Here is a 20,583-nt window from a genome sequence, read left to right on the forward strand (position 1 = left end):
GGTTGACAACCGTTGAAGATGTGACTTTCTGAACGGCAAATTTCTGGTGTTTTACCGGAGACTTGCCGTTCAGTTTTGTTTTATTAGCCCATTTATACCATCTTTTTTTGCGACAATCATAAGACTATTTTAGCTTCGGCAAAGATCAGTTTGTGGCTAATTTCTTATAGGATAAAAGGAATGCTTAAAATAATTATCCTGGATATGAGGCAATTCGTGTCGGTAGTTCTAGGCTCATGAAATTTGTGAGTGAAATTGTGTTAGTAGAAATTAGTAAGTTATATCAACTTCTGTGAACTGATAAATTGAATGGCTATTATTTGCTGTGTTTGAATATTGAAAAATTTCAGGGTGATTGGGATCTAAAATCAGAGTATTTAACTGCCTGAGCATTTTTAGGTTACTGAGAGGCTTTTAACCATTATTCAGTGGCAAATTTTTCCATGGATTGGTGAATTTATATCGGTTTGAAACGGGATTAGATGATAGATATTATATGCAAAATGTTATTTGCTGAAAGAACATAGTTGAACTGTGACAAAAATCACAATGGCAAAAACTATCATTATTTAGTAATTAAATATGAAGCATCAAAAAAGCACCTTGAATAGGCTTTCTTAAGCTAATCTCATTCATGGCATTAAAACTTAAAAGTAATTTGCAAAAGAATTAGCAATCTGATAAAGTAATAATGTTAAAGCATTCACAATATCAAACGCCGCTGTTTTGAAAGGAGAGATACACAATACTAACCAAGTCTTCAGTTATTACTAGAACCCTGTTAACTGGATTAGTCTTAGTACCAATCATTTTTCTTCCTGTAACTTCAGCCGATGCTGAGCCAACAATCATAACGACTCAGGCAACAAAAGTTTCCCAACAGGCTAAAGCAGATATTTTAAGCGAGTCACAAGTCTCACAAATTGATCCTTATGTTTCAGTGGTGAATAATCAATATGTTTTAAATCTTCCTAACGACAATAATTTTTCAAATGAAGAGATTGAACAAGCAACTAATTTGATTTCAGAAGCAAATAAAATAGTGTTTTTAAATAATGCAGTCATCGACACTCAAACAAAAGTTGCCTCCATGTACCCTATTCAGACCAGGTCATATGGGAAGAATGATATCCAGATTCATTGGAATTATGCAAGAATCTATTTGGATAAGGGACAAGCGAAAGCCCTTATGGCAGCTGCGATTAGTGATGGATCGACAGCATTGGGTGGGTTCTTTGGCAATGTCGGTGGTGCTGCTGCGGGTGCTGCAATTGGTGCCTATTTGTCATCAGTGGTTGGTTCCGATGTAAAGAGTGGTGTATGGCTAGATTTTAATTATTTCAGCAAAAGTGTTAATAATTGGGGATGGCAGTAGATGAAATCTGTTACGCGATTAATAGTGCTGATTAGCCTATCAGTTGCGGCTTTTCAGTATTTATATGTTGTGTTTATCTCACCGCTAATAAGTTCAGTTAATATTCGGTCTGGTTTGGGAGCGGTGCTTAGTGTCATGGTCGTTTTGGGGATTTACTTTATAGATAAGCATTATAGGTGAATTATTAACTTGGACCATTGAGATCTTTAGGTGTTTTAAAGTTTGTTAGTAGTGTTTACAGGTTGTGCTTTCTTTTAAGTACTAATCTTTTTCCGATAAGTAAGTTCTTGTTTGTGTAATGTAAATTATGCAGCGCAATATTTATGGTTAAATAGCTCGATTAGTGGGAGGCAATTTACCGGCATGATATCGGGGCTAAGGGCCTAGCTGAAAAATAAATTGACGAGAGTCCCTTGACAATTGTGAGAAATCGACTTATAGTTTAATCATCATTTAATCGTAATCTCATATTTGCGTTGAAGAGAAGAGTAGTCCTTATTTTTAGGTGACAGTGAGCCCGACGAGTGGAAACGGGTCCTAAATTAAGGGTGAAGATGAGCTCTGAGCATGTCAGGCGGTTCACGCTGACTGACCGGTTGCAACCGTTAGCTTGCCAGGTATCAACAGGTACCGTTGAGGCTGATTGTGCAAACAATCAGCAAAGTTAGGGTGGTAACGCGCAAGATAATCGTCCCTTTTAATCACATTGGTGGTTAGAAGGGGCGATTTTTTTGATTATGATTAAAACAAAATTTGACGGGGGCTTTTAAAATGACAACAACACAGACTTTTTCAGCACGGACCACTTCACCATTTCGCTATGATTTCGTGGGGAGCTTTTTACGACCAGCAGCACTCAAAACAGCACGGGCACAATTTGCCAAAGGGGAACTCGATGCGGCTGGTTTAAAAGCCGTCGAAGACGCTGCGATTATTGACTTGATTCAAAAAGAAGAAGCGGCTGGTTTAAAGGCAGTTTCCGATGGGGAATTTCGTCGGAGCTGGTGGCATTTAGACTTTTTCTGGGGCTTACAAGGCATTGAAAAGAAGCAACTTGAACAAGGCTACGTTTTCCATGACGAAGAAACTCGGGCAGAATCAGCTTATGTTAGTGGCAAAATTACTGGCGCAAACCATCCGTTTGTTGAACATTTTAAGTTTGTCCGTGACCATGTCAGCGCTGGCACGCAAATCAAGCAAACGATTCCTGCGCCAGCCCAATGTTTAGCTGAATTACAACGGCCAGAAAATGTGGCGGCGCTGCGGCAAGTCTATGCGACGGATGCAGCGGTTGTTAAGGATTTAGCGGCAGCCTACCACCAAGTCATCGAAGATTTGTATGCAGCTGGTGCCCGGACGATTCAATTGGATGACTGTACTTGGGGTATGCTAGCTGGGAACCACGCTAAAGGTGCTGAAACTGGTGACGTCTCAGCCCGCAACGATGCTGTTTTGGATGAGAATAAGCAATTATATTTAGAAGTTAATAATGAAGCAATCAAGGATTTACCAGCTGATTTAACGATCAATACGCACATTTGTCGTGGTAATTACCATTCAACTTGGGCATCCGCAGGTGGTTATGATTCCGTGGCTGATCCTTTGTTCAATCGGGAAAATGTCAAAGCCTACTATCTTGAATACGACAGTGACCGTGCGGGTGGCTTCGAACCATTGAAATTGGTCAGTGATAATAAACTCGTGGTCTTAGGTTTATTGACTTCTAAATCCGGTGACTTGGAAGACCGTCAAACGGTGATTGATCGCATTCATGAAGCCGCTCAATATATGCCATTGGATCGATTATGCTTAAGCACGCAATGTGGGTTTGCTTCAACTGAAGAAGGCAACGTTTTAACTGAAGCACAACAGTGGGCAAAAATTGCCTTAGTTAAATCGATTGCCGAGGAAGTTTGGGGCGACTAATTAGTCCAGGAATGAGTCATCAGCCAAAGTAGGTTGATGACTTTTTCTGGCCTAAAATGTCATATATAATTGACATTTAGGCAAGGAGTGTTAAACTTTAGATGTCAATTATATATGACATTTCAAAAGGAGTGATTGCGGTGAATCAGGTGAAAGATTATCGTAAGGCGGCGAAATTAACCCAATTTGAACTAGCACAGGCGGTTGGTGTTGCTCGTCAAACCATCAATTTGGTAGAAAACGGCAAATATAATCCATCACTTGATCTTTGTATTCGTTTAGCGAAAGTGTTGCAAACGGATCTTAATCAACTATTCTGGGAGGAGTAAGCACATGAAGAATGGGGAAAGTATACATGATTGGGCAGTTAAACGGTTCTTTGGTATTACGGGAAATTTCGATGAATATAAGCGTCAAGTAGTGGGGAGAATCAGCACGAATGCCTTTTTAGCTTGTTTCTTTTTCATGATTCTTGCCACAGCTATTGCTGGGGTATGGGGAATACGATCACCCTACGAGGCGTTAGTTGGTTTCATGCTGGCAACCATTCTATTTTCGTTGGGAATCGTGGCGCCGTATGTGATGATTGCTAGTCATCGGGCCCATCTGACGGATCAAGAAGTTGGGCAGACCTCAATCGGCCAAGCCCGCCGAAAAGTTGGTTGGCAAGCACTTGGACAGGGCGTTTACTTTGGCGTCATCACGTACTTTTTGTTTGGTGGAATTGATATGCTGGCGGATGGTAGTAACTTTTTTGATGTTTTAAGTTTGCCCTGGAATATATGGAATGCAGTGTTCCGCGGCATATTATTTGGCGTCTGGATGGGACTGATTGGGTTATTCCGACTAAAAAAACAGTTTTGACTAAGTTAAAAAAGGGATTCAGAAATTTGTGATAAATTTCTGAATCCCTTTTCCTGTTTTTACTTGTATCGTGCTAGTTGTCTATGATGATTTTTTAAGCCACAAAAGCAAAGTAGGCAATGAAAACAATCATCATCGTCCACATCAGCGCATTAACTTCACGCCAACGACCTTTGACCGTCATGGTGATTGGGTAGAAGATAAAACCAACGGCCAAGCCTTCAGAAATACTGTAAGTTAACAGCATCATGATCATGGTAAAGAAGGCAGGGACGGCAATTTCGAATTTCGTCCAATCGATATATTGGACGTTTGATAACATTAAAATCCCAACGATAATCAATGCAGAGGCCGTAACGGCGGACGTGATCACTGACAAAAGTGGTGAGAAGAAGGCTGCAACCGCAAATAAAATCGCGACCACAACGGAAGATAATCCCGTGCGCGCACCAACCGCAACCCCAGAAGTCGATTCAACATAGGCGGTCGTTGGGGATGTCCCAAAAATGGCCCCGATAGTCGTGGCTAAAGCACCACTGAACAAGGCTTTACCGACACCTTTAACTTCACCGGTGTCATGATTGACCATGCCAGCTTCAGTGGCAACACCGACTAAAGTGCCGGACGTATCAAACAAGCCGATAATGAAGAAAGTCAGAATGACAATGATCATTTGAAAAGAGTTAATATCCGTTAGGTGCGTGACCGCTTGACCAAAGATTGGTTGGACACTTGGCACGCCACTAATAATGCCCGTTGGTAATGGAATGACTTTGAAAATCATCCCCACGACCGCAGTGATAAACATCCCCCAGAAAATCCCGCCAGTAACGTTGGCAGTGACTAGCATGACGCCAACAATGATACCGAAGATGGCAAGTAAGACGGTCGGACTATGCAAATTACCCAACGCCACGGCATTGGACTTGCTAGCAACAATAATGCCAGAAGTTTGCAACCCGGAGAAGGCAATGAATAGCCCAATCCCGGCAGAAACGGCGTATTTTAAGGCACTCGGAATTAAGTTGATCAGTTTATCGCGTAACTTTGAGAGCGTCAGTAAAATAAATAGTAATCCAGCGACAAAGACGCCGGCTAAAGCGGTTTGCCAAGGAATATGCCATTCCTGTACGACGGTATAAGTGAAGAAGGCATTGAGCCCCATCCCGGGTGCTAAGGCGACCGGAAAATTCGCGACCAGTCCCATTAGCAAGCAACCGACGATGGCAGCTAAAACAGTGGCAGTAAAGACCGCGGTCTTGCTCATGCCAGCGCTTCCCAATAGTTCGGGGTTTACCGCTAAAATATATGACATGGCTAAGAAGGTGGTTAAGCCACCAATGAGTTCAGCTCGGACAGAAGTACGTCGCTGCCTTAAATGAAATAATTGCTCTAAGATTGTGTTCCACTCCTTACATTATAAAAGGTTAACAATTCAACAATTATCCAGTATAACATACTGGTTTTTGGATGGGTGGAAATTATGAGTTGTCGAATCCATCCAATGAAAAGGAAAGACCGGTCCAATCGTGATTTCCACGATCAGACCAGTCTGGTTTTTTTATGAAATTAGTTATTGTCTTCGTTTAAACCGACGGCTTCTTCATCGACAGTTTTCTCGACGGCATGACGATTAAATAGTAGATTTAAGCCAACAGCCGCTAAACTGCCGACAACGACCCCGTTGCCTAACATGATTTGTAAGGAATTAGGCAAGAATTGGAAAATGTTGGTTCTAACTGTGACGCCGAGGCCTAAGCCGATTGAGACGGCCGCCACTAACAAATTGTTGTTATTACGGAAATCCACTTGCGCGAGCATTCGAATGCCTTGAATGCCGACAATCCCGAACATCACGACCATAGCACCGCCTAATACAGGATCAGGAATAACGGTTGCCAAGGCGCCAATTTTTGGCAATAGTCCCAGAATAACTAAGAAAGCTGCCGAGAAGTAGATGGGTTTCCGCGTTTTAACACCGGAGAGTTGCAGGACGCCGACGTTTTCCGAGAAGGTGGAGTAAGGGAACGTGTTAAACAAACCACCTAAAATAACGGCGATGCCTTCTGAGCGATACCCACGCTTCAGGTCATCACTTTCAATCTTACGACCAGTAATATCACCAAGCGCGAAGAACACGCCGGTCGACTCAACCATGGTCGTTAGCGAGACGAGAATCATCGTCAAGATGGAAGACCATTCAAACTTGGGCGTGCCAAAGTAGAAAAGGGTTGGCAGATGGAACCAGCTGGCTTCGGCCACTGGTTTTAGTGACACCATGCCGAACATGCCAGCTAGGAGCGTCCCAGCTAAAATACCAACCAGGATTGCGACGGATTTCATGAAGCCTTTGGCAAAGACACTGATTAATAAAATAATGGCAATTGTGAGAAAGCCGATCCCTAAAGCAGGGAGATTACCGAAGTTTTTAGCCGTGGCATCACCACCGCCTAAGTTTTCGAAAGCGACTGGAATCAAAGTGAACCCGATAATTGTGATCAATGACCCCGTTACAACGGGTGGGAAGAGCCGCTTGATTTTAGAAAATAGCCCAGCAATCAAAAAAATAAAGACGCCGGCGCCAATAATTGACCCGTACATTGTGCCCAAGCCGTATGTTTGCCCAATCTGAATCAGCGGGTTAACGGCCTGCACCGCGCAACCTAAGACTACCGGTAAGCCGATCCCCGTCATGGGAGTGCGCTTTAATTGTAAGAATGTCGCAATCCCACACATGAAAATATCGATTGACACTAAGTAAGTCATTTGTTCGGTACTGAAATGCAAAGCGGCGCCAATGAGTAATGGCACCAGCACGTCACCTGAGTACATCGCTAACAAATGTTGAAAGCCTAAAATTGCAGCTTTGAAGTTGGAAATTTTAGGCGTTGTCACTGCTTCTTTCAAAAAAATCTCTCCCTCAATTGTGAAAAATTGCCTAAAAAAGAGGACACCCCGGCAAACGGGATGTCCTCGTCTGCTTATAGTCCAGCGTTTACGGCGCTGGGTAGAAACTCGTCATCCATATCATGACATTATATAGGCAATAGCTCGTATTTGAATGGGACAATCTTAACATAGATGAAAACCGAAGACAATCAGAATCGAACAAATTAATGTTCGGAAAATCGTGATAATCTTAAAAAACAAAAATGTAAACGTTCACTTTTGTTTGAGTTGATTATGCCAAAGTAGCACGGCCATCTCGAGTGTTTGGGTCTGTTCAGGATCGTCCAAATTTAAGGTCAACATCTTCTCGATTTTTTTCAGTCGATAAATGACGGTATTACGGTGGATTGACAAATGACCAGCCACTTCGGCGATATTTTGATGATAGTAAAAGTAACCATAGAGCGTATTTAGTAAGTTTAATTGTTCGTTGGCGCTAACGCCACCAACTAGGCCACCTAAAACACGTTCGACGAAAGACTTGGCTTCATTTTCAGGAATCAATGAGATCAGTTCTTTGACGTACTTTGGCCGATAAATCGTGACCGCATGGGGGCTGTTCTGACTTAGGGCTAAGGCTTCGGCAGCTTCATTGTAAATTGTCGCGAGTTCAGTTAAAGGTAACGTTGAGTAGCTGTAACCCGCAATTAGCCGTGCTTGTTTATCGAGCTTGGGCTGAATGAAATCGACTAAAGCTTTTAAAAAGTGTTGGGCATTTTGTTTGTCATTGATGAGAAGTACGAGCTGCTGCTTCAGTGAAAACGCAATGACGGGTGTCTGATATTCCTTAATAAACCACAGTGTCAACTGTTGGACTTGTTCCAGCAAATGGTTACTGAGTAAGGTTTGATGATTATTGGTCACTAAAATTGCGGCGCAGTGAAATTTCGTGCTCGGTTCGATCTGTCGCGCTTTGAGGGTCTTGTTGACGAGTTCGTTGGAAATCCCGCCATCCATCACGTTGAGGTAGAACCCACTCTGGTTGCGAAAGGCTGATTCGTTGAGCATATCGACCCGGCTGTTCACGAAACTTAAGGTATTGATGACGACTTGAGTCAGCATCTGATCGGTCGAGTTGCCGGCATCAAGATTGAGTACGCCGACAAAGGCTTTATTTTCCTTATAAGCCGAAAATAGTGGAATAATCGTGAGCGCTTCGCCATGGGTCGTTAAATTCAGGCGTGTATGTAGATTGAAATAATCGATTTTAGTTTGGTTACGCAAGTAGTCCGTGAGGCTATCACGTGTCATTGGCAAATTCTGTGAGGCGCTGACCACGCGAAAATGGCTATCCATCAAAAACAATGGATGGTTGATGAGTTCGCTACATTTATTAAGCACGGTCGCATGCGAGGGGTCCTTTAATAAGAAATCAGCGAGCGTTTGGTTAACCTGCACAATGCGACTTAATTCATCAGTCTGCGACTTTAAAATGATCGTCAACATTTTGCGCATGGTTTCGGAAATCAGTTCGTCAGCTGGTGTCACAATAATAGGAAAGTTGAGTTCATTTGCCAGCTCTAAAACGGCTTTCGGCATGTGGTCTAAATAGCGTTGATCCTTGACTCCAAGCCCGGCACAATTGGCCTCTTGCATGGCAGTGATGAGAGCGGTTGGGTCCGTCGTGGTATTAATAAAAGGGTAGCCATTGGTGATCAGAAATTGGTGGGCTTTCAAATAATCCGCGATATCTGGTGATTCAATCATCCCAATATTATTAATTTCCCGATCAAGACCGCGTTCACCCGCGATTACCCGCATCTGACGCATTGATGGCGTATTTAATAATGTCTGTAAACGCATGGCACATCCCCCTTAAAATTAGTTATCCTTCACAAGTAGTATACCGATAATTTGGCAGTTTGACTATAATTAAATGAGAAAAAGGTTAAAACAGTATTAATCAGGGAGCTGAATTACTTATTAACTAAAGAATGAAAGTTGAAAACTGCTAATCTATCCCCACTATGATCCCTAATCAGGTTATGAAAGATAGGTGATAATTGTCGCTTCCGGTTGTTGTTGATAGCATGCGGCCGAGGGACCGGGTTAAGCCTGAGAAGCGTCTTAATCCTCGCCCGAAAGCTTTGCACAAACCGCAAATCTCCCGGCCGGTCCGTGGTGTAAGACCGGAAAGGCGCCGGTCAAACGCCACCCACACGGCCGATGCCATCAACAACAACCTACAGCTAATCAACTGCTTCGAATAATTAGTCAATTATTTAGATTTAGCGGCATCAGTCAGAATTGGCATGCTATGTTAGCAAGGCTAGCATGGCGTGGCGTTGAGGCGCAAAAGCCGCCAACCTAACGCAACCTTCACGACCGATGTCATCAGTGACAACCTCCGACCAGGTCTCACTTTGAATACTGAATAAGGTTTGATTGAAAGAAAATTAATGTTGCAATCAAAAATGGCACTCACTGTTACCGAATGTTCCGGTTTAAGCGGTGATTGCCATTTGGAGTGACTTATCAGTTACTGAACGAGGTGTTGGAGTTCCTCGACGAATTCTGGGTCAAGGCGTTGGTTGTTTTTAATCTTTTGAGTAAATGACGGAATTGGTTCATACAAACTGGCAATATCTGGTTTGATGGAATCATTATTAAAGTGTTTTTGACCATGCAGCGCCGTTGGACTGATAATGGTTCCGTCGGTAATGTTAGCAACTTCAGCTTGATGCTTCAGTTTGATGGTTCGGTTGGTAGTCGTGTAACCGCCAGTCGGATAGCCGATAATGGTCGTTTTTGGATTCTGCTTTAAGGCCATTACGGTAAATTCGGCGGCACTCACAGTTTGAAAGTTGGTTATCAGATAGATTTTTGAAGCAGCTGGGTGACTGACTGTCGGCAATTTGGTTGTTGCATGATAGCGTGAGTCAGTAATGGTTTTATCAGTTTTAATAAAGTTATATTTGGTACCAGTTTTTGAGACTTCTGTATATAAAGTTCCGTTGGGGAGCAATGCGCTGACACCGGCAATCATGGCACTCGCATCACCGCCACGATTGTTTGCAAAATTAAGGATCAGGGTTCGATCATGAGCGTGAACGCTAATTTGATGGGCCAGTCGTTGACTGTACCGTTTTGTGGCTTTGGCATCAGTTGAGTAAAAAGTTGGCACGTTAATTACCGTTAGTTGACCATACTGGGTGGCCGTTGGATAAGTTACATGGTTATATGATTTGAAAGACGGTAGCGCTGATGAGTGCTTATTACCTGCATAGACACTGTTATCCAATTCTTTGATATTATGAATTTTTCTGCCGTGATCAGTGTTTGACAAAACGGTTTGCCATTTCTGTTTGTCTTGGATGATGCCGTTTTTGGACATATAGGCAATGGCTTCTTGATAACTATAAGTTTTTTCAGATTTAGTCTTTTGGGCACAACCACTGACTAATAATGTCGTGGCTAAGCAGAGTATTACTAGTCGACAGATTTTAGTGGAATTAGGTGTATTTTTCATGATACCGGTCATCTTCTTTTTAGCAACCGCTTACAAAAAAGCTAATGCTGCAGATTTGGGTGATTAGTTAACTTTAGTTTAGCAAATTAAACTAATAGAAGATAGGTCAGTTTATAGACGCTTAATATTAGAAAATTAAATATATTACTGGTGGCTATGAACGGGTATAATTTAATAAAAAGGTCGGTCTTAATTTTGGAGGGGATAAAATGCATGATGATGATAATTTACTGACAATGATTCTGCAATTATTTATTTTAATTCCAGCAAGTGCATTTGTAATTATGTTAATTGTTGGGATATTCATGTTTTAAGGCAATTACAGCCGATAATTGCCTTGATGGATTTATCCTTGACAGTCAGGCTGCATTTGGTTACACTTATTTCAATTAAACAGCACCTTTAAATTAGTCCTGTGAGGCTAATAAGGGGAACGGTAACTAGGAGTCTCCCAGCTTTTTCGCAGGAAAAAACGGGGGACTCTTTTTGCATCCTCTTGGTGAACATCAAACAGAAATGGAGCTGACTAACATGGCACGAGAAGTCGTTGATGCAATGACGATGCGCCGCGCACTCACGCGGATCACGTATGAAATTATCGAGCAAAACAAAGGGGTCGGGAACTTAGTCTTTATCGGGATCAAGACCCGGGGGATTTATTTGGCCCAACGTTTGGCGCAACGCTTGAAGCAGTTAGAAGGCGTTGACGTGCCGGTTGGTTCGTTAGATATTACGTTGTATCGAGATGATCATCATGCGATCGATGTGCAAGGTCAGGCTGAGCTTCAAGGTGCCGAGATTCCCGTTGATATTAATGGTAAACACATTATTTTAGTTGACGATGTGCTCTTTACTGGACGCACTGTCCGGGCCGCTTTGGATGCCTTAATGGACCAAGGCCGTCCCGCCAAAATTTCATTAGCTGTCTTAGTTGATCGCGGTCATCGCGAATTACCAATTCGGCCAGATTTCATTGGGAAAAACATTCCAACCGCATTGGATGAACAAGTTAGTGTGGCGTTAGAAGAACATGACGGCCATGATGGCATCGCCATTGAAAAATTAGAATGATAAATTTGAATAATTAACCATTTAATTGTTTCCAGAGAGGAACAGAACGGTTTGACCATGCGTGGTCACTTAATCGGAGTCTAGCCTCTTTGCAAACATTTTTTGCACGGTGGTTAGACTTTTTTTAAAACCTAAGGAGACGCGAAACGATGCAAGCAACAAATTATATTGTGAGTGTGGATCAATTTTCAAATGCGGATGTCTTACACTTTATTAAGTTAGCGCAGGCTTTCAAACACGGCTTGACGGTCAACTTGAAACGACCGGCGTTTGCAATGAATCTATTTTTCGAAAACAGTACGCGAACCCATACCAGCTTTGAAATGGCGGAACGTCGCTTGGGCATGCAAGTGATTCCGTTTGACCCGAAGACGAGTTCGGTGACGAAGGGTGAAAGCTTACTGGACACCTTACGGACGATTCAAGCGATTGGCGTTGACCTCGCAGTCGTTCGACATCCACAAGATGCGTACTATCAACCGTTGCTAGATGCCGACTTACCAATGAGCTTGATTAATGCGGGCGATGGCAGTGGGCAACATCCGTCACAGTCGCTACTAGATATGTTGACGATCTGCGAAGAATTCGGTCACTTTGACGGGCTCAAGGTTGCGATTGTTGGTGATCTTCAACATTCACGGGTTGCGCGGTCGAACATGGTACTGCTCAATCAGCTCGGTGCCAAGGTCTATTTCAGCGGTCCCGCGACTTGGTTCAATGATGATTTCGGTCAATATGGCGAGTATCTGCCAATTGATGACCTCGTCAGTCAAGTGGATGTCATGATGCTTTTACGGGTTCAACATGAACGGCTGACGCAAACAAATAATGAAGCTTTTGATGCCACCACTTATCATCAACGTTATGGGCTGACGCTTGCTCGGGCCGCAAAATTACCCGCGCAAGCGATCATTATGCATCCCGCACCGGTTAATCGCGGGGTCGAGATTGCCAGTGATTTAGTCGAATCGCCACAATCACGAATTTTTCAACAAATGACAAATGGGATGTACATGCGGATGGCCATGGTGTCACACATTTTAGTTCAACGCGGATTACTAGACGCTAAAACATTGGAGGACGCAGCAAATGGCAACTTTGATTAAGAACGCCAAAATTTTAGAAGCTGAACAACTAACGACCCAAGACATTTTAATTGAAAACGGGTTGATCAAAGCGATTGGGCACGACTTGAACCAACAATATGGGCCCGCTGACCATGTGATTTGTGCCGCGGACCGCTTTGTCACTCCCGGTTTGGTCGATGTGCACGTGCATTTACGTGACCCTGGACTGACGGAAAAGGAAACCATTGAAACTGGGACGATGGCGGCGGCGCACGGTGGTTTTACGACAATTGGCGCCATGCCAAATGTTGACCCCGTACCAGATACCCCAGCCAAAATTGCCTTGATGGTCGCTGAAAATCAGACCAAAGCACATGTGCACGTTGAACAATATGCCAGCATCACGACGGACCGCACGGGTGATGAACTCGTTGACTTCGATGGCGTGAAAAAAGCTGGGGCCTTTGCTGTCAGCAACGATGGCTCAGGTGTGCAAACGGCGGGCACGATGTATCAAGCGATGTGTGGCGCAGCCGAGGCCGGACTCACGTTGGCAGCGCATGTCGAAGATGATTCGCTGACAATGGGTGGCGTCATGAACGCTGGTCCCGTCGCTGACAAGCTTGGGTTACCCGGTATCATGGGAATTTCCGAATCGTCGCAAATTGCCCGTGACGTGCTACTGGCTGAAGCGAGTGGTGTTCATTACCATGTTTGCCACGTTTCGACGGCGGAAAGTGTCCGCGTGATTCGCGATGCTAAGCGGGCCGGCATCAACGTGACTTGCGAAGTGTCACCGCACCATTTACTCCTGACGGATGCAGACATTACGATGGATAATCCAATGTTGAAGATGAATCCACCATTGCGCTCGCCGAAAGACCGCGCGGCGTTGATTGCGGGCTTGCTGGATGGCACGATCGATATGATTGCGACCGATCATGCACCCCATACGGATGCCCAAAAGCAAGGCTCGATGAAGACTGCGGCGTTTGGCATTACTGGGTTAGAAACGGCTTTTGCCACGCTTTACACGGCACTGGTTAAAACTAAGTTGCTCACGTTAGGTCAACTGGTTGATTTGATGAGTACGAAGCCAGCGCAACTCTTCGGCTTAACACACGCTGGGCGATTGGCGCCAGGCCAACCCGCGGATTTAGCCATTATCGATTTAGCACATGAATACGAAATTAAGGCCGACGAGATGGTTTCGAAAGGCCACAACTCACCGTTTATTGGCTGGCACGTTTACGGTAACGTTTTGATGACGTTAGTGGATGGCCAAGTGGTTTATGGAAAGGACCAGCAAGCATGAAACGATATTTAGTCTTAGCGGACGGCACCGTCTATCCGGGAACTGGCTTTGGCGCCACCACCGGTACTGTCGGCGAACTCGTCTTTAACACCGGCATGAGCGGCTATCAAGAGTCAATCACCGATCAATCTTATAACGGCGAAATCCTCATGTTTACTTATCCCTTGATTGGGAATTATGGCATCAATCGTGACGATCACGAATCGATCAAGCCAAGCTGTAAAGGGGTGGTGGTCCATGAATTGGCCCGTCGCGCTAGCAATTGGCGCAGCGAAATGTCTTTAGATGACTACTTAAGATTAAATGATATTCCCGGAATTGCCGATATTGATACCCGGGCGGTCACGAAACATATCCGTGAAAAGGGCGCGATGAAAGCGACTATCGTGGATGAACTGACCCATGAGACGGTACCACAATTAAAGGCCACGGTTTTGAATTCGGCGGTGGTTGCCGAAAGTTCGACCAATAATGCGTATCCGAATCCAGCGACTGGTCCGAATGTCGTGGTCGTTGACTTTGGGCTGAAACACTCGATCCTGCGTGAATTAGCCAAACGCCACTGCAACTTAACGGTGTTGCCATATAACACGACAGCTGGTGAAATTCTAGAACTCAATCCAGATGGGGTGATGTTAACGAATGGCCCTGGCGACCCGAAAGATGTGCCGGGGGCTCAAGCGATGATCCGTGAAGTCGAAAAACAAGTACCGTTATTCGGAATTTGTTTAGGCCATCAGCTCTTTTGTTTAGCAAATGGCGCGGACACATTCAAGATGAAGTTTGGCCATCGGGGCTTCAACCATCCGGTGCGCGAAATTGCGACGGGGCGGATTGACTTCACTTCACAAAACCATGGTTACGCAGTCGACCGCGACTCGCTGGCTAAAACCGATTTAATGATTACCCATGAAGAAATTAATGACGGCACGGTTGAAGGTGTCCGTCATCGTAACTATCCAGCGTTCTCCGTTCAGTATCATCCGGATGCTGCGCCGGGTCCACACGATGCAGATCATATTTTTGATGAATTTATTGATTTAATGGCGGCCCACCAAGCGGCCCGGAAAGGAAGCAATTTCAATGCCTAAACGCACAGATATCCATAAGATTATGGTGATTGGTTCTGGGCCAATCATCATTGGTCAAGCCGCTGAATTCGACTATTCTGGGACTCAAGCTTGTTTAGCCTTGAAAGAACTCGGCTACGAAGTTGTCTTGGTGAATTCCAATCCAGCCACGATTATGACCGACAAAGAAATTGCCGACCAAGTCTACTTGGAACCGATCACGTTAGAATTTGTCTCACAAATTTTGCGCAAAGAGCATCCGGATGCCATTTTACCAACGTTGGGTGGGCAACAAGGGCTCAACATGGCGATGGAATTATCCAAGTCGGGCATCTTGACAGAACTCAAGATTGAGTTACTCGGGACAAAATTGAGTGCCATTGACCAAGCGGAAGACCGGGAACAATTTAAAGAGTTAATGGAAAAACTGAATGAACCCGTTCCCGCCTCAGGTATTGCCTATACCGTTGATGAAGCGGTCGACTTTGCCACCAAGACCGGTTATCCAGTCATTGTCCGGCCAGCCTTCACTATGGGCGGGACCGGTGGTGGGATTGCTGAAACTGAAGCCGAACTCCGGACCATCGCTGAAAATGGGCTCTCACTGTCACCGGTGACCCAAGTGTTGATCGAACAAAGCATTGCCGGTTACAAAGAAATTGAATTTGAAGTGATGCGTGACGCCGCGGACAACGCGATGGTCGTCTGCAACATGGAAAACTTCGACCCAGTTGGCATTCATACTGGGGATTCGATCGTGTACGCGCCAGTGCAAACATTGGCTGACCGCGAAGTCCAGATGTTACGGGACGCGTCACTAAAAATTATCCGCGCCTTGAAGATCGAAGGGGGCTGTAACGTTCAGTTGGCCTTAGATCCAAACAGTTTCAAGTATTACATTATTGAAGTGAATCCACGGGTCAGCCGGTCTTCAGCCTTGGCCTCCAAAGCGACTGGCTATCCAATCGCCAAGATGGCCGCTAAGATTGCGGTTGGACTCCATTTGGATGAGATCAAGAATCCGGTCACGGGAACGACTTACGCGGAATTTGAACCAGCTTTGGACTACGTGGTCTGCAAGATTCCGCGCTGGCCATTTGATAAGTTCACTCATGCTGATCGCCGTTTAGGCACGCAAATGAAGGCGACCGGTGAAGTCATGGCGATTGGTCGTAATATTGAAGAAGCCACTTTAAAGGCGGTGCGGTCGCTCGAAATTGGTGTGACGCATATTGATGAACCAGCCTTAGCGCAAGTGGATGACGATACCTTGAGCGATAAAATGATTCATGCGCAAGATGACCGGTTGTTCTATCTGGCAGAAGCGATTCGTCGTGGTTACACGATTGAAGAAATTGCGGAAATTACGAAGATCAACGTCTTCTTCTTGGATAAATTGTTGCACATTATCGAACTTGAACGGGCTTTAGCTGAACACATTGATGACTTAGACACGTTGACTACCGCGAAACGTAACGGATTTGCGGATCAAACGGTCGCTGAAATCTGGCATGAGACAATCGATCAAGTGCGCCGGTTCCGCAAAGACCATCAATTAGTTCCCGTTTATAAAATGGTTGATACTTGTGCCGGCGAATTTGCCTCGACGACGCCATATTATTACGGGACTTATGAGACTGAAAATGAAAGTTTGGTCACGAAGAAACCGTCCGTGCTAGTGCTAGGTTCCGGACCAATTCGGATTGGACAAGGGGTCGAATTTGACTATGCCACTGTGCATTCGGTCAAAGCGATTCAAAAGGCCGGCTATGAAGCCATTATTATGAATAGTAATCCCGAAACGGTTTCGACCGACTTCTCGATTTCTGACAAGCTGTATTTTGAACCGTTGACGATTGAAGATGTGATGAACGTTATCGATTTGGAACAACCAACGGGCGTTATTGTGCAATTTGGTGGGCAAACGGCGATCAATTTAGCCGCACCACTCGAAGCGCACGGCGTGAAGATTCTTGGAACCACGGTGACGGATGTGAACCGGGCCGAAGATCGCGATGAATTCGATAAGGTCATCAAGTCCTTGAAGATTCCACAACCCGCTGGCGATACGGCGAGTGATGAAGCAACGGCCATGACGATTGCTGACAAGATTGGTTATCCAGTCTTAGTCCGGCCGAGTTATGTCTTAGGTGGTCGGGCGATGGAAATCGTTAAGAAACCGGCTGACCTTGACTATTACATGCACAATGCGGTCAAAGTTTCACATGACCATCCTGTTTTGATCGACAGTTATTTGGTCGGTAAAGAGTGTGAAGTGGATGCCATCTGTGACGGCAAGACCGTCTTGATTCCAGGAATCATGGAACATATCGAACGCGCCGGAGTCCATTCTGGTGACTCGATGGCGGTCTATCCACCTCAATCGTTGTCAGCCGCGGTTCAACAACAAATCGTAACCTATACGGAACAATTGGCGATCAGCTTAAATTGTATCGGGATGATGAATATTCAATTTGTCATTCATGAGGAACAAGTTTATGTGATCGAAGTCAATCCACGGGCAAGTCGGACGGTGCCGTTCTTGAGCAAAGTGACCGGCATTCCGATGGCCCAAGTGGCGACGCGCGTCATCTTAGGTCAAACGTTGGCTAGTCAAGGGTATGAAGATGGCTTAGCGCCAACCGGCCATTTAGTCCACGTGAAAGCGCCGGTCTTCTCCTTCTCGAAATTGAACCGCGTAGATAGTTTGCTTGGACCAGAAATGAAGTCGACTGGTGAAGTGATGGGCAGTGACACGACGATGGCGAAGGCCTTGTATAAAGCCTTTGAAGCCGCTAAGTTGCATGTGCCAAATCATGGCAATGTCTTGTTGACGGTTCGTGACGATGACAAACCAGAAGCCTTGAAGCTTGCACAACGGTTCCACGCATTAGGGTATCAATTGGTCGCCACAAGTGGGACAGCGAGTTATTTGACCAATCATCAATTACCAGTTCGGGTGGTTGATAAGATTGCGACTGGCGAAAACGACTTATTGTCGCAAATGGAAGCTGGTCAAATCCAAGTGGTCATCAACACGGTTTCGGATGAAGAACAAGCCGCTGATGATGGTGCTTTGATTCGAAATACCTCGATTGCACATGGGGTGCCATTGTTTACGGCACTCGATACAGTTGCGGCCATCTTACAAGTCTTAGAATCACAATCATTTGTCACACAAGCTTTATAAACACGAAAAGGGGATCGACATGGAACGATTAGCAGTGAATTTAGCCGGGGTCACGTTAAAGAATCCGGTGATGCCCGCCAGCGGGACCGCCGCTTATGGTCAAAGTATGGCGCAACAACTCGATTTAGGCGCACTTGGTGGTTTGGTAATCAAGTCGACCACCGCCGAACCACGTGTGGGTAATCCACGACCAACGACCGCCCCAACGACGGCCGGTTGGTTGAATGCGATTGGCTTGAAGAATCCAGGCATCGATAACGTGTTAGCTGAAAAGTTACCTTGGTTAGCTGAACATTACCCGGAATTACCAATTGTCGGCAGTGTTGCTGGCAGTATCTTTGACGAATACGTTGCCGTCGCTAAAAAGATGACAACGGCGCCAAATGTGAAACTGTTAGAAATTAATATTTCGTGTCCGAATGTGGATCACGGTGGTTTGGCCTTTGGAACGGATCCAGTTGTCGTCAAAGATTTGACACAAGCAATCGTCGCAGTGGTTGATAAGCCCGTGTTTATGAAGTTAACCCCTAATGTTACGGATATTGTCCCAATTGCCGCCGCCGCCGAAGCTGGTGGGGCAGCGGGCTTAACGATGATCAATACTTTGACTGGAATGGGTATCGATTTGAAAACGCGCCAACCAATTTTGGCTCACGGGACCGGTGGCTTATCTGGCAAGGCCTTGCACCCAATGGCCGTGCGGATGATCCATGAAGTGCGTCAACAAACGAAATTGCCAATTGTTGGGGTCGGTGGGGTCTTTACGCCTGAAGATGTTTTGGAATTCTACCTTGCTGGAGCCAATGCCGTTCAAGTTGGGGCGGCCACTTATGGGCACCCGACTGCTTGTACGGATATCATTGCCGGCTTACCAGCCGCAATGGATAAGTACGGCATGACGAGTTTGAGTGACTTGATTGCGGAGGTCCAAGGATGAGTCGACCAGTAATTATTGCCTTAGATTTTCCGACCGCTGACAAAGCGTTAGCGTTTTTAGACCAGTTTCCGGCAACTGCGAACTTGACGGTTAAAATTGGGATGGAATTATTTTATGCCGCAGGTCCCCAAATCGTGCGTGACATCAGTGCCCGTGGTCATGCCGTCTTTCTCGATTTGAAATTGCATGACATTCCAAATACGGTGGAATCAGCGATGCGCGTCATTGGTCGCCTAGGCGTCCGTTATACGACGGTCCATGCGGCAGGCGGGCATGTCATGTTGGCCGCTGCTAAACGGGGACTGGTTGCCGGTGCGGCCGAAGAAGGGTTATCAGCACCCAAACTGTTAGCCATTACGCAGTTAACCTCGACGAATCAAGCGATGCTTAACGATGATCAACAGATTGCCGGGACCGTGCAGGCTAGTGTAGTTCACTATGCTGAGTTGGCGCAAGCGAGTGGCTGTGACGGTGTGATTTGTTCTGCGCAAGAGATCACAGCGATTCATGTGGCAGTGGGGCCAGACTTTATTGGCATCACGCCTGGTATTCGGCCCGCAACTGCGGCCGCCGATGACCAACAACGCGTGATGACACCAACCGCCGCTGCTGAAGCCGGCAGCAACGGTTTAGTGGTCGGTCGACCAATTACGCAAGCCAGTGACCCTGTAAAAGCTTATCAACAGATTGTGACAGAATGGAGTACAGCTAATGACTAAAATTGCAGCAACGATTGCCTCAGATTTATTAAGGATTCAAGCCGTCACGTTACGCCCAAATGACCCATTTACTTGGGCCAGTGGGATGCATAGTCCAATTTACACGGATAATCGGTTAACGATTTCTTATCCAGCAGTTCGGACCCATATTGCAGAAGGGATTGCGGCCGTTATTCGTGAGCAGTACCCAGAGACGGCAGTGATTGCCGGTGTGGCGACTGCGGGAATTCCGCACGCAGCATGGGTGGCTCAAATTTTGAACTTACCTCTGATTTATGTGCGTTCGAAACCAAAGGATCACGGGGCGGGACGTCAGATTGAAGGCGTCTTAACCCCTGGTGAAAAAGTGGTTATGTTAGACGACTTAATTTCAACCGGTGGCAGTGTCTTGCAAGCTGCCAAAGCCGTTCAAGCTGAAGGTGGCGACATTCAAGCAGTTGGGTCGATTTTTAGCTATCAACTTGAAGCCGCGACGACGAACTTTGCCGCTGCCCAATTACCTCTGTTCAGTTTGACGAATTACACGGCATTGATAGAAGTGGCACGACAAGCTGATCAGATTACGGATGCAGAGTTAGCGTCCTTACATGCTTGGCGACAAGATCCTGCCGCTTGGGGACAAGACCATTAA

At 45.5% G+C, this 20,583-nt stretch carries 16 protein-coding genes, 1 riboswitch and 1 other annotated feature; of the genes, 12 read left to right on the plus strand and 4 right to left on the minus strand.

Annotated elements, in window-relative coordinates:
• Window positions 1–943 precede the first annotated feature (943 nt).
• The 4 genes from FFM70_RS11630 to FFM70_RS11645 all read left to right on the plus strand — a co-directional run bounded on the left by FFM70_RS11630 (window position 944) and on the right by FFM70_RS11645 (window position 4,165).
• Complete coding sequence (locus FFM70_RS11630; protein ID WP_137617028.1) at window positions 944–1,375, plus strand: hypothetical protein; 432 nt, start codon at window positions 944–946, stop codon at window positions 1,373–1,375.
• 467 nt (window positions 1,376–1,842) lie between these two features.
• Window positions 1,843–2,074 (plus strand) — a binding site (T-box leader).
• A 72-nt stretch (window positions 2,075–2,146) separates the two neighbouring features.
• Window positions 2,147–3,301, plus strand: a complete 1,155-nt coding sequence (locus FFM70_RS11635) for a 5-methyltetrahydropteroyltriglutamate--homocysteine S-methyltransferase (RefSeq protein WP_137617029.1) — start codon at window positions 2,147–2,149, stop codon at window positions 3,299–3,301.
• A gap of 101 nt (window positions 3,302–3,402) precedes the next feature.
• Window positions 3,403–3,630, plus strand: a complete 228-nt coding sequence (locus tag FFM70_RS11640; protein WP_171002367.1) for a helix-turn-helix transcriptional regulator — start codon at window positions 3,403–3,405, stop codon at window positions 3,628–3,630.
• 4 nt (window positions 3,631–3,634) lie between these two features.
• Complete coding sequence (locus FFM70_RS11645; protein ID WP_137617030.1) at window positions 3,635–4,165, plus strand: DUF3278 domain-containing protein; 531 nt, start codon at window positions 3,635–3,637, stop codon at window positions 4,163–4,165.
• A 94-nt stretch (window positions 4,166–4,259) separates the two neighbouring features.
• Here the strand turns inward: FFM70_RS11645 and FFM70_RS11650 are convergent, their stop codons facing one another.
• The 4 genes from FFM70_RS11650 to FFM70_RS11665 all read right to left on the minus strand — a co-directional run bounded on the left by FFM70_RS11650 (window position 4,260) and on the right by FFM70_RS11665 (window position 10,583).
• Window positions 4,260–5,564, minus strand: a complete 1,305-nt coding sequence (locus FFM70_RS11650; RefSeq protein WP_137617031.1) for an NCS2 family permease — start codon at window positions 5,562–5,564, stop codon at window positions 4,260–4,262.
• A gap of 170 nt (window positions 5,565–5,734) precedes the next feature.
• On the minus strand, window positions 5,735–7,060 hold the full coding sequence (locus FFM70_RS11655; RefSeq protein ID WP_171002369.1) for a nucleobase:cation symporter-2 family protein: 1,326 nt from the start codon (window positions 7,058–7,060) through the stop codon (window positions 5,735–5,737).
• Window positions 7,061–7,129: 69 nt separating this feature from the next.
• Window positions 7,130–7,228, minus strand: a riboswitch (purine riboswitch).
• A gap of 99 nt (window positions 7,229–7,327) precedes the next feature.
• Window positions 7,328–8,917, minus strand: coding sequence for a PucR family transcriptional regulator (locus FFM70_RS11660; RefSeq protein ID WP_137617033.1), 1,590 nt, complete (start codon window positions 8,915–8,917; stop codon window positions 7,328–7,330).
• 676 nt (window positions 8,918–9,593) lie between these two features.
• Window positions 9,594–10,583: a S41 family peptidase gene (locus tag FFM70_RS11665; protein ID WP_171002368.1), complete on the minus strand. Its 990-nt coding sequence runs from the start codon at window positions 10,581–10,583 to the stop codon at window positions 9,594–9,596.
• Window positions 10,584–11,114: 531 nt separating this feature from the next.
• Here FFM70_RS11665 and pyrR point away from each other — a divergent pair.
• From pyrR to pyrE, 8 genes are all read left to right on the plus strand, one after another.
• A complete protein-coding gene (gene pyrR, locus FFM70_RS11670; RefSeq protein WP_137617035.1) occupies window positions 11,115–11,654 on the plus strand; it encodes a bifunctional pyr operon transcriptional regulator/uracil phosphoribosyltransferase PyrR in 540 nt (179 codons plus the stop codon).
• A 149-nt stretch (window positions 11,655–11,803) separates the two neighbouring features.
• Window positions 11,804–12,760: an aspartate carbamoyltransferase catalytic subunit gene (locus FFM70_RS11675; RefSeq protein ID WP_137617036.1), complete on the plus strand. Its 957-nt coding sequence runs from the start codon at window positions 11,804–11,806 to the stop codon at window positions 12,758–12,760.
• Window positions 12,744–14,036, plus strand: coding sequence for a dihydroorotase (locus FFM70_RS11680; RefSeq protein ID WP_137617037.1), 1,293 nt, complete (start codon window positions 12,744–12,746; stop codon window positions 14,034–14,036). Before FFM70_RS11675 ends, FFM70_RS11680 begins: the two co-directional genes overlap by 17 nt.
• On the plus strand, window positions 14,033–15,127 hold the full coding sequence (locus FFM70_RS11685) for a carbamoyl phosphate synthase small subunit (RefSeq protein WP_137617038.1): 1,095 nt from the start codon (window positions 14,033–14,035) through the stop codon (window positions 15,125–15,127). The genes FFM70_RS11680 and FFM70_RS11685 overlap by 4 nt, the downstream gene beginning before the upstream one ends.
• Window positions 15,120–18,296 carry a carbamoyl-phosphate synthase large subunit gene (carB, locus tag FFM70_RS11690; protein ID WP_137617039.1) on the plus strand — a complete coding sequence of 1,059 codons (3,177 nt, stop codon included), beginning with the start codon at window positions 15,120–15,122 and terminating at the stop codon, window positions 18,294–18,296. The genes FFM70_RS11685 and carB overlap by 8 nt, the downstream gene beginning before the upstream one ends.
• 19 nt (window positions 18,297–18,315) lie before the next feature.
• Window positions 18,316–19,233, plus strand: a complete 918-nt coding sequence (locus FFM70_RS11695) for a dihydroorotate dehydrogenase (RefSeq protein ID WP_137617040.1) — start codon at window positions 18,316–18,318, stop codon at window positions 19,231–19,233.
• Window positions 19,230–19,952, plus strand: a complete 723-nt coding sequence (gene pyrF / locus FFM70_RS11700) for an orotidine-5'-phosphate decarboxylase (RefSeq protein ID WP_137617041.1) — start codon at window positions 19,230–19,232, stop codon at window positions 19,950–19,952. Before FFM70_RS11695 ends, pyrF begins: the two co-directional genes overlap by 4 nt.
• A complete protein-coding gene (gene pyrE / locus FFM70_RS11705; protein WP_137617042.1) occupies window positions 19,945–20,583 on the plus strand; it encodes an orotate phosphoribosyltransferase in 639 nt (212 codons plus the stop codon). The genes pyrF and pyrE overlap by 8 nt, the downstream gene beginning before the upstream one ends.

Origin of the sequence: Lactiplantibacillus nangangensis, from assembly GCF_005405065.1 — a bacterium.
Taxonomy (GTDB): Bacteria; Bacillota; Bacilli; order Lactobacillales; family Lactobacillaceae; genus Lactiplantibacillus; species Lactiplantibacillus nangangensis.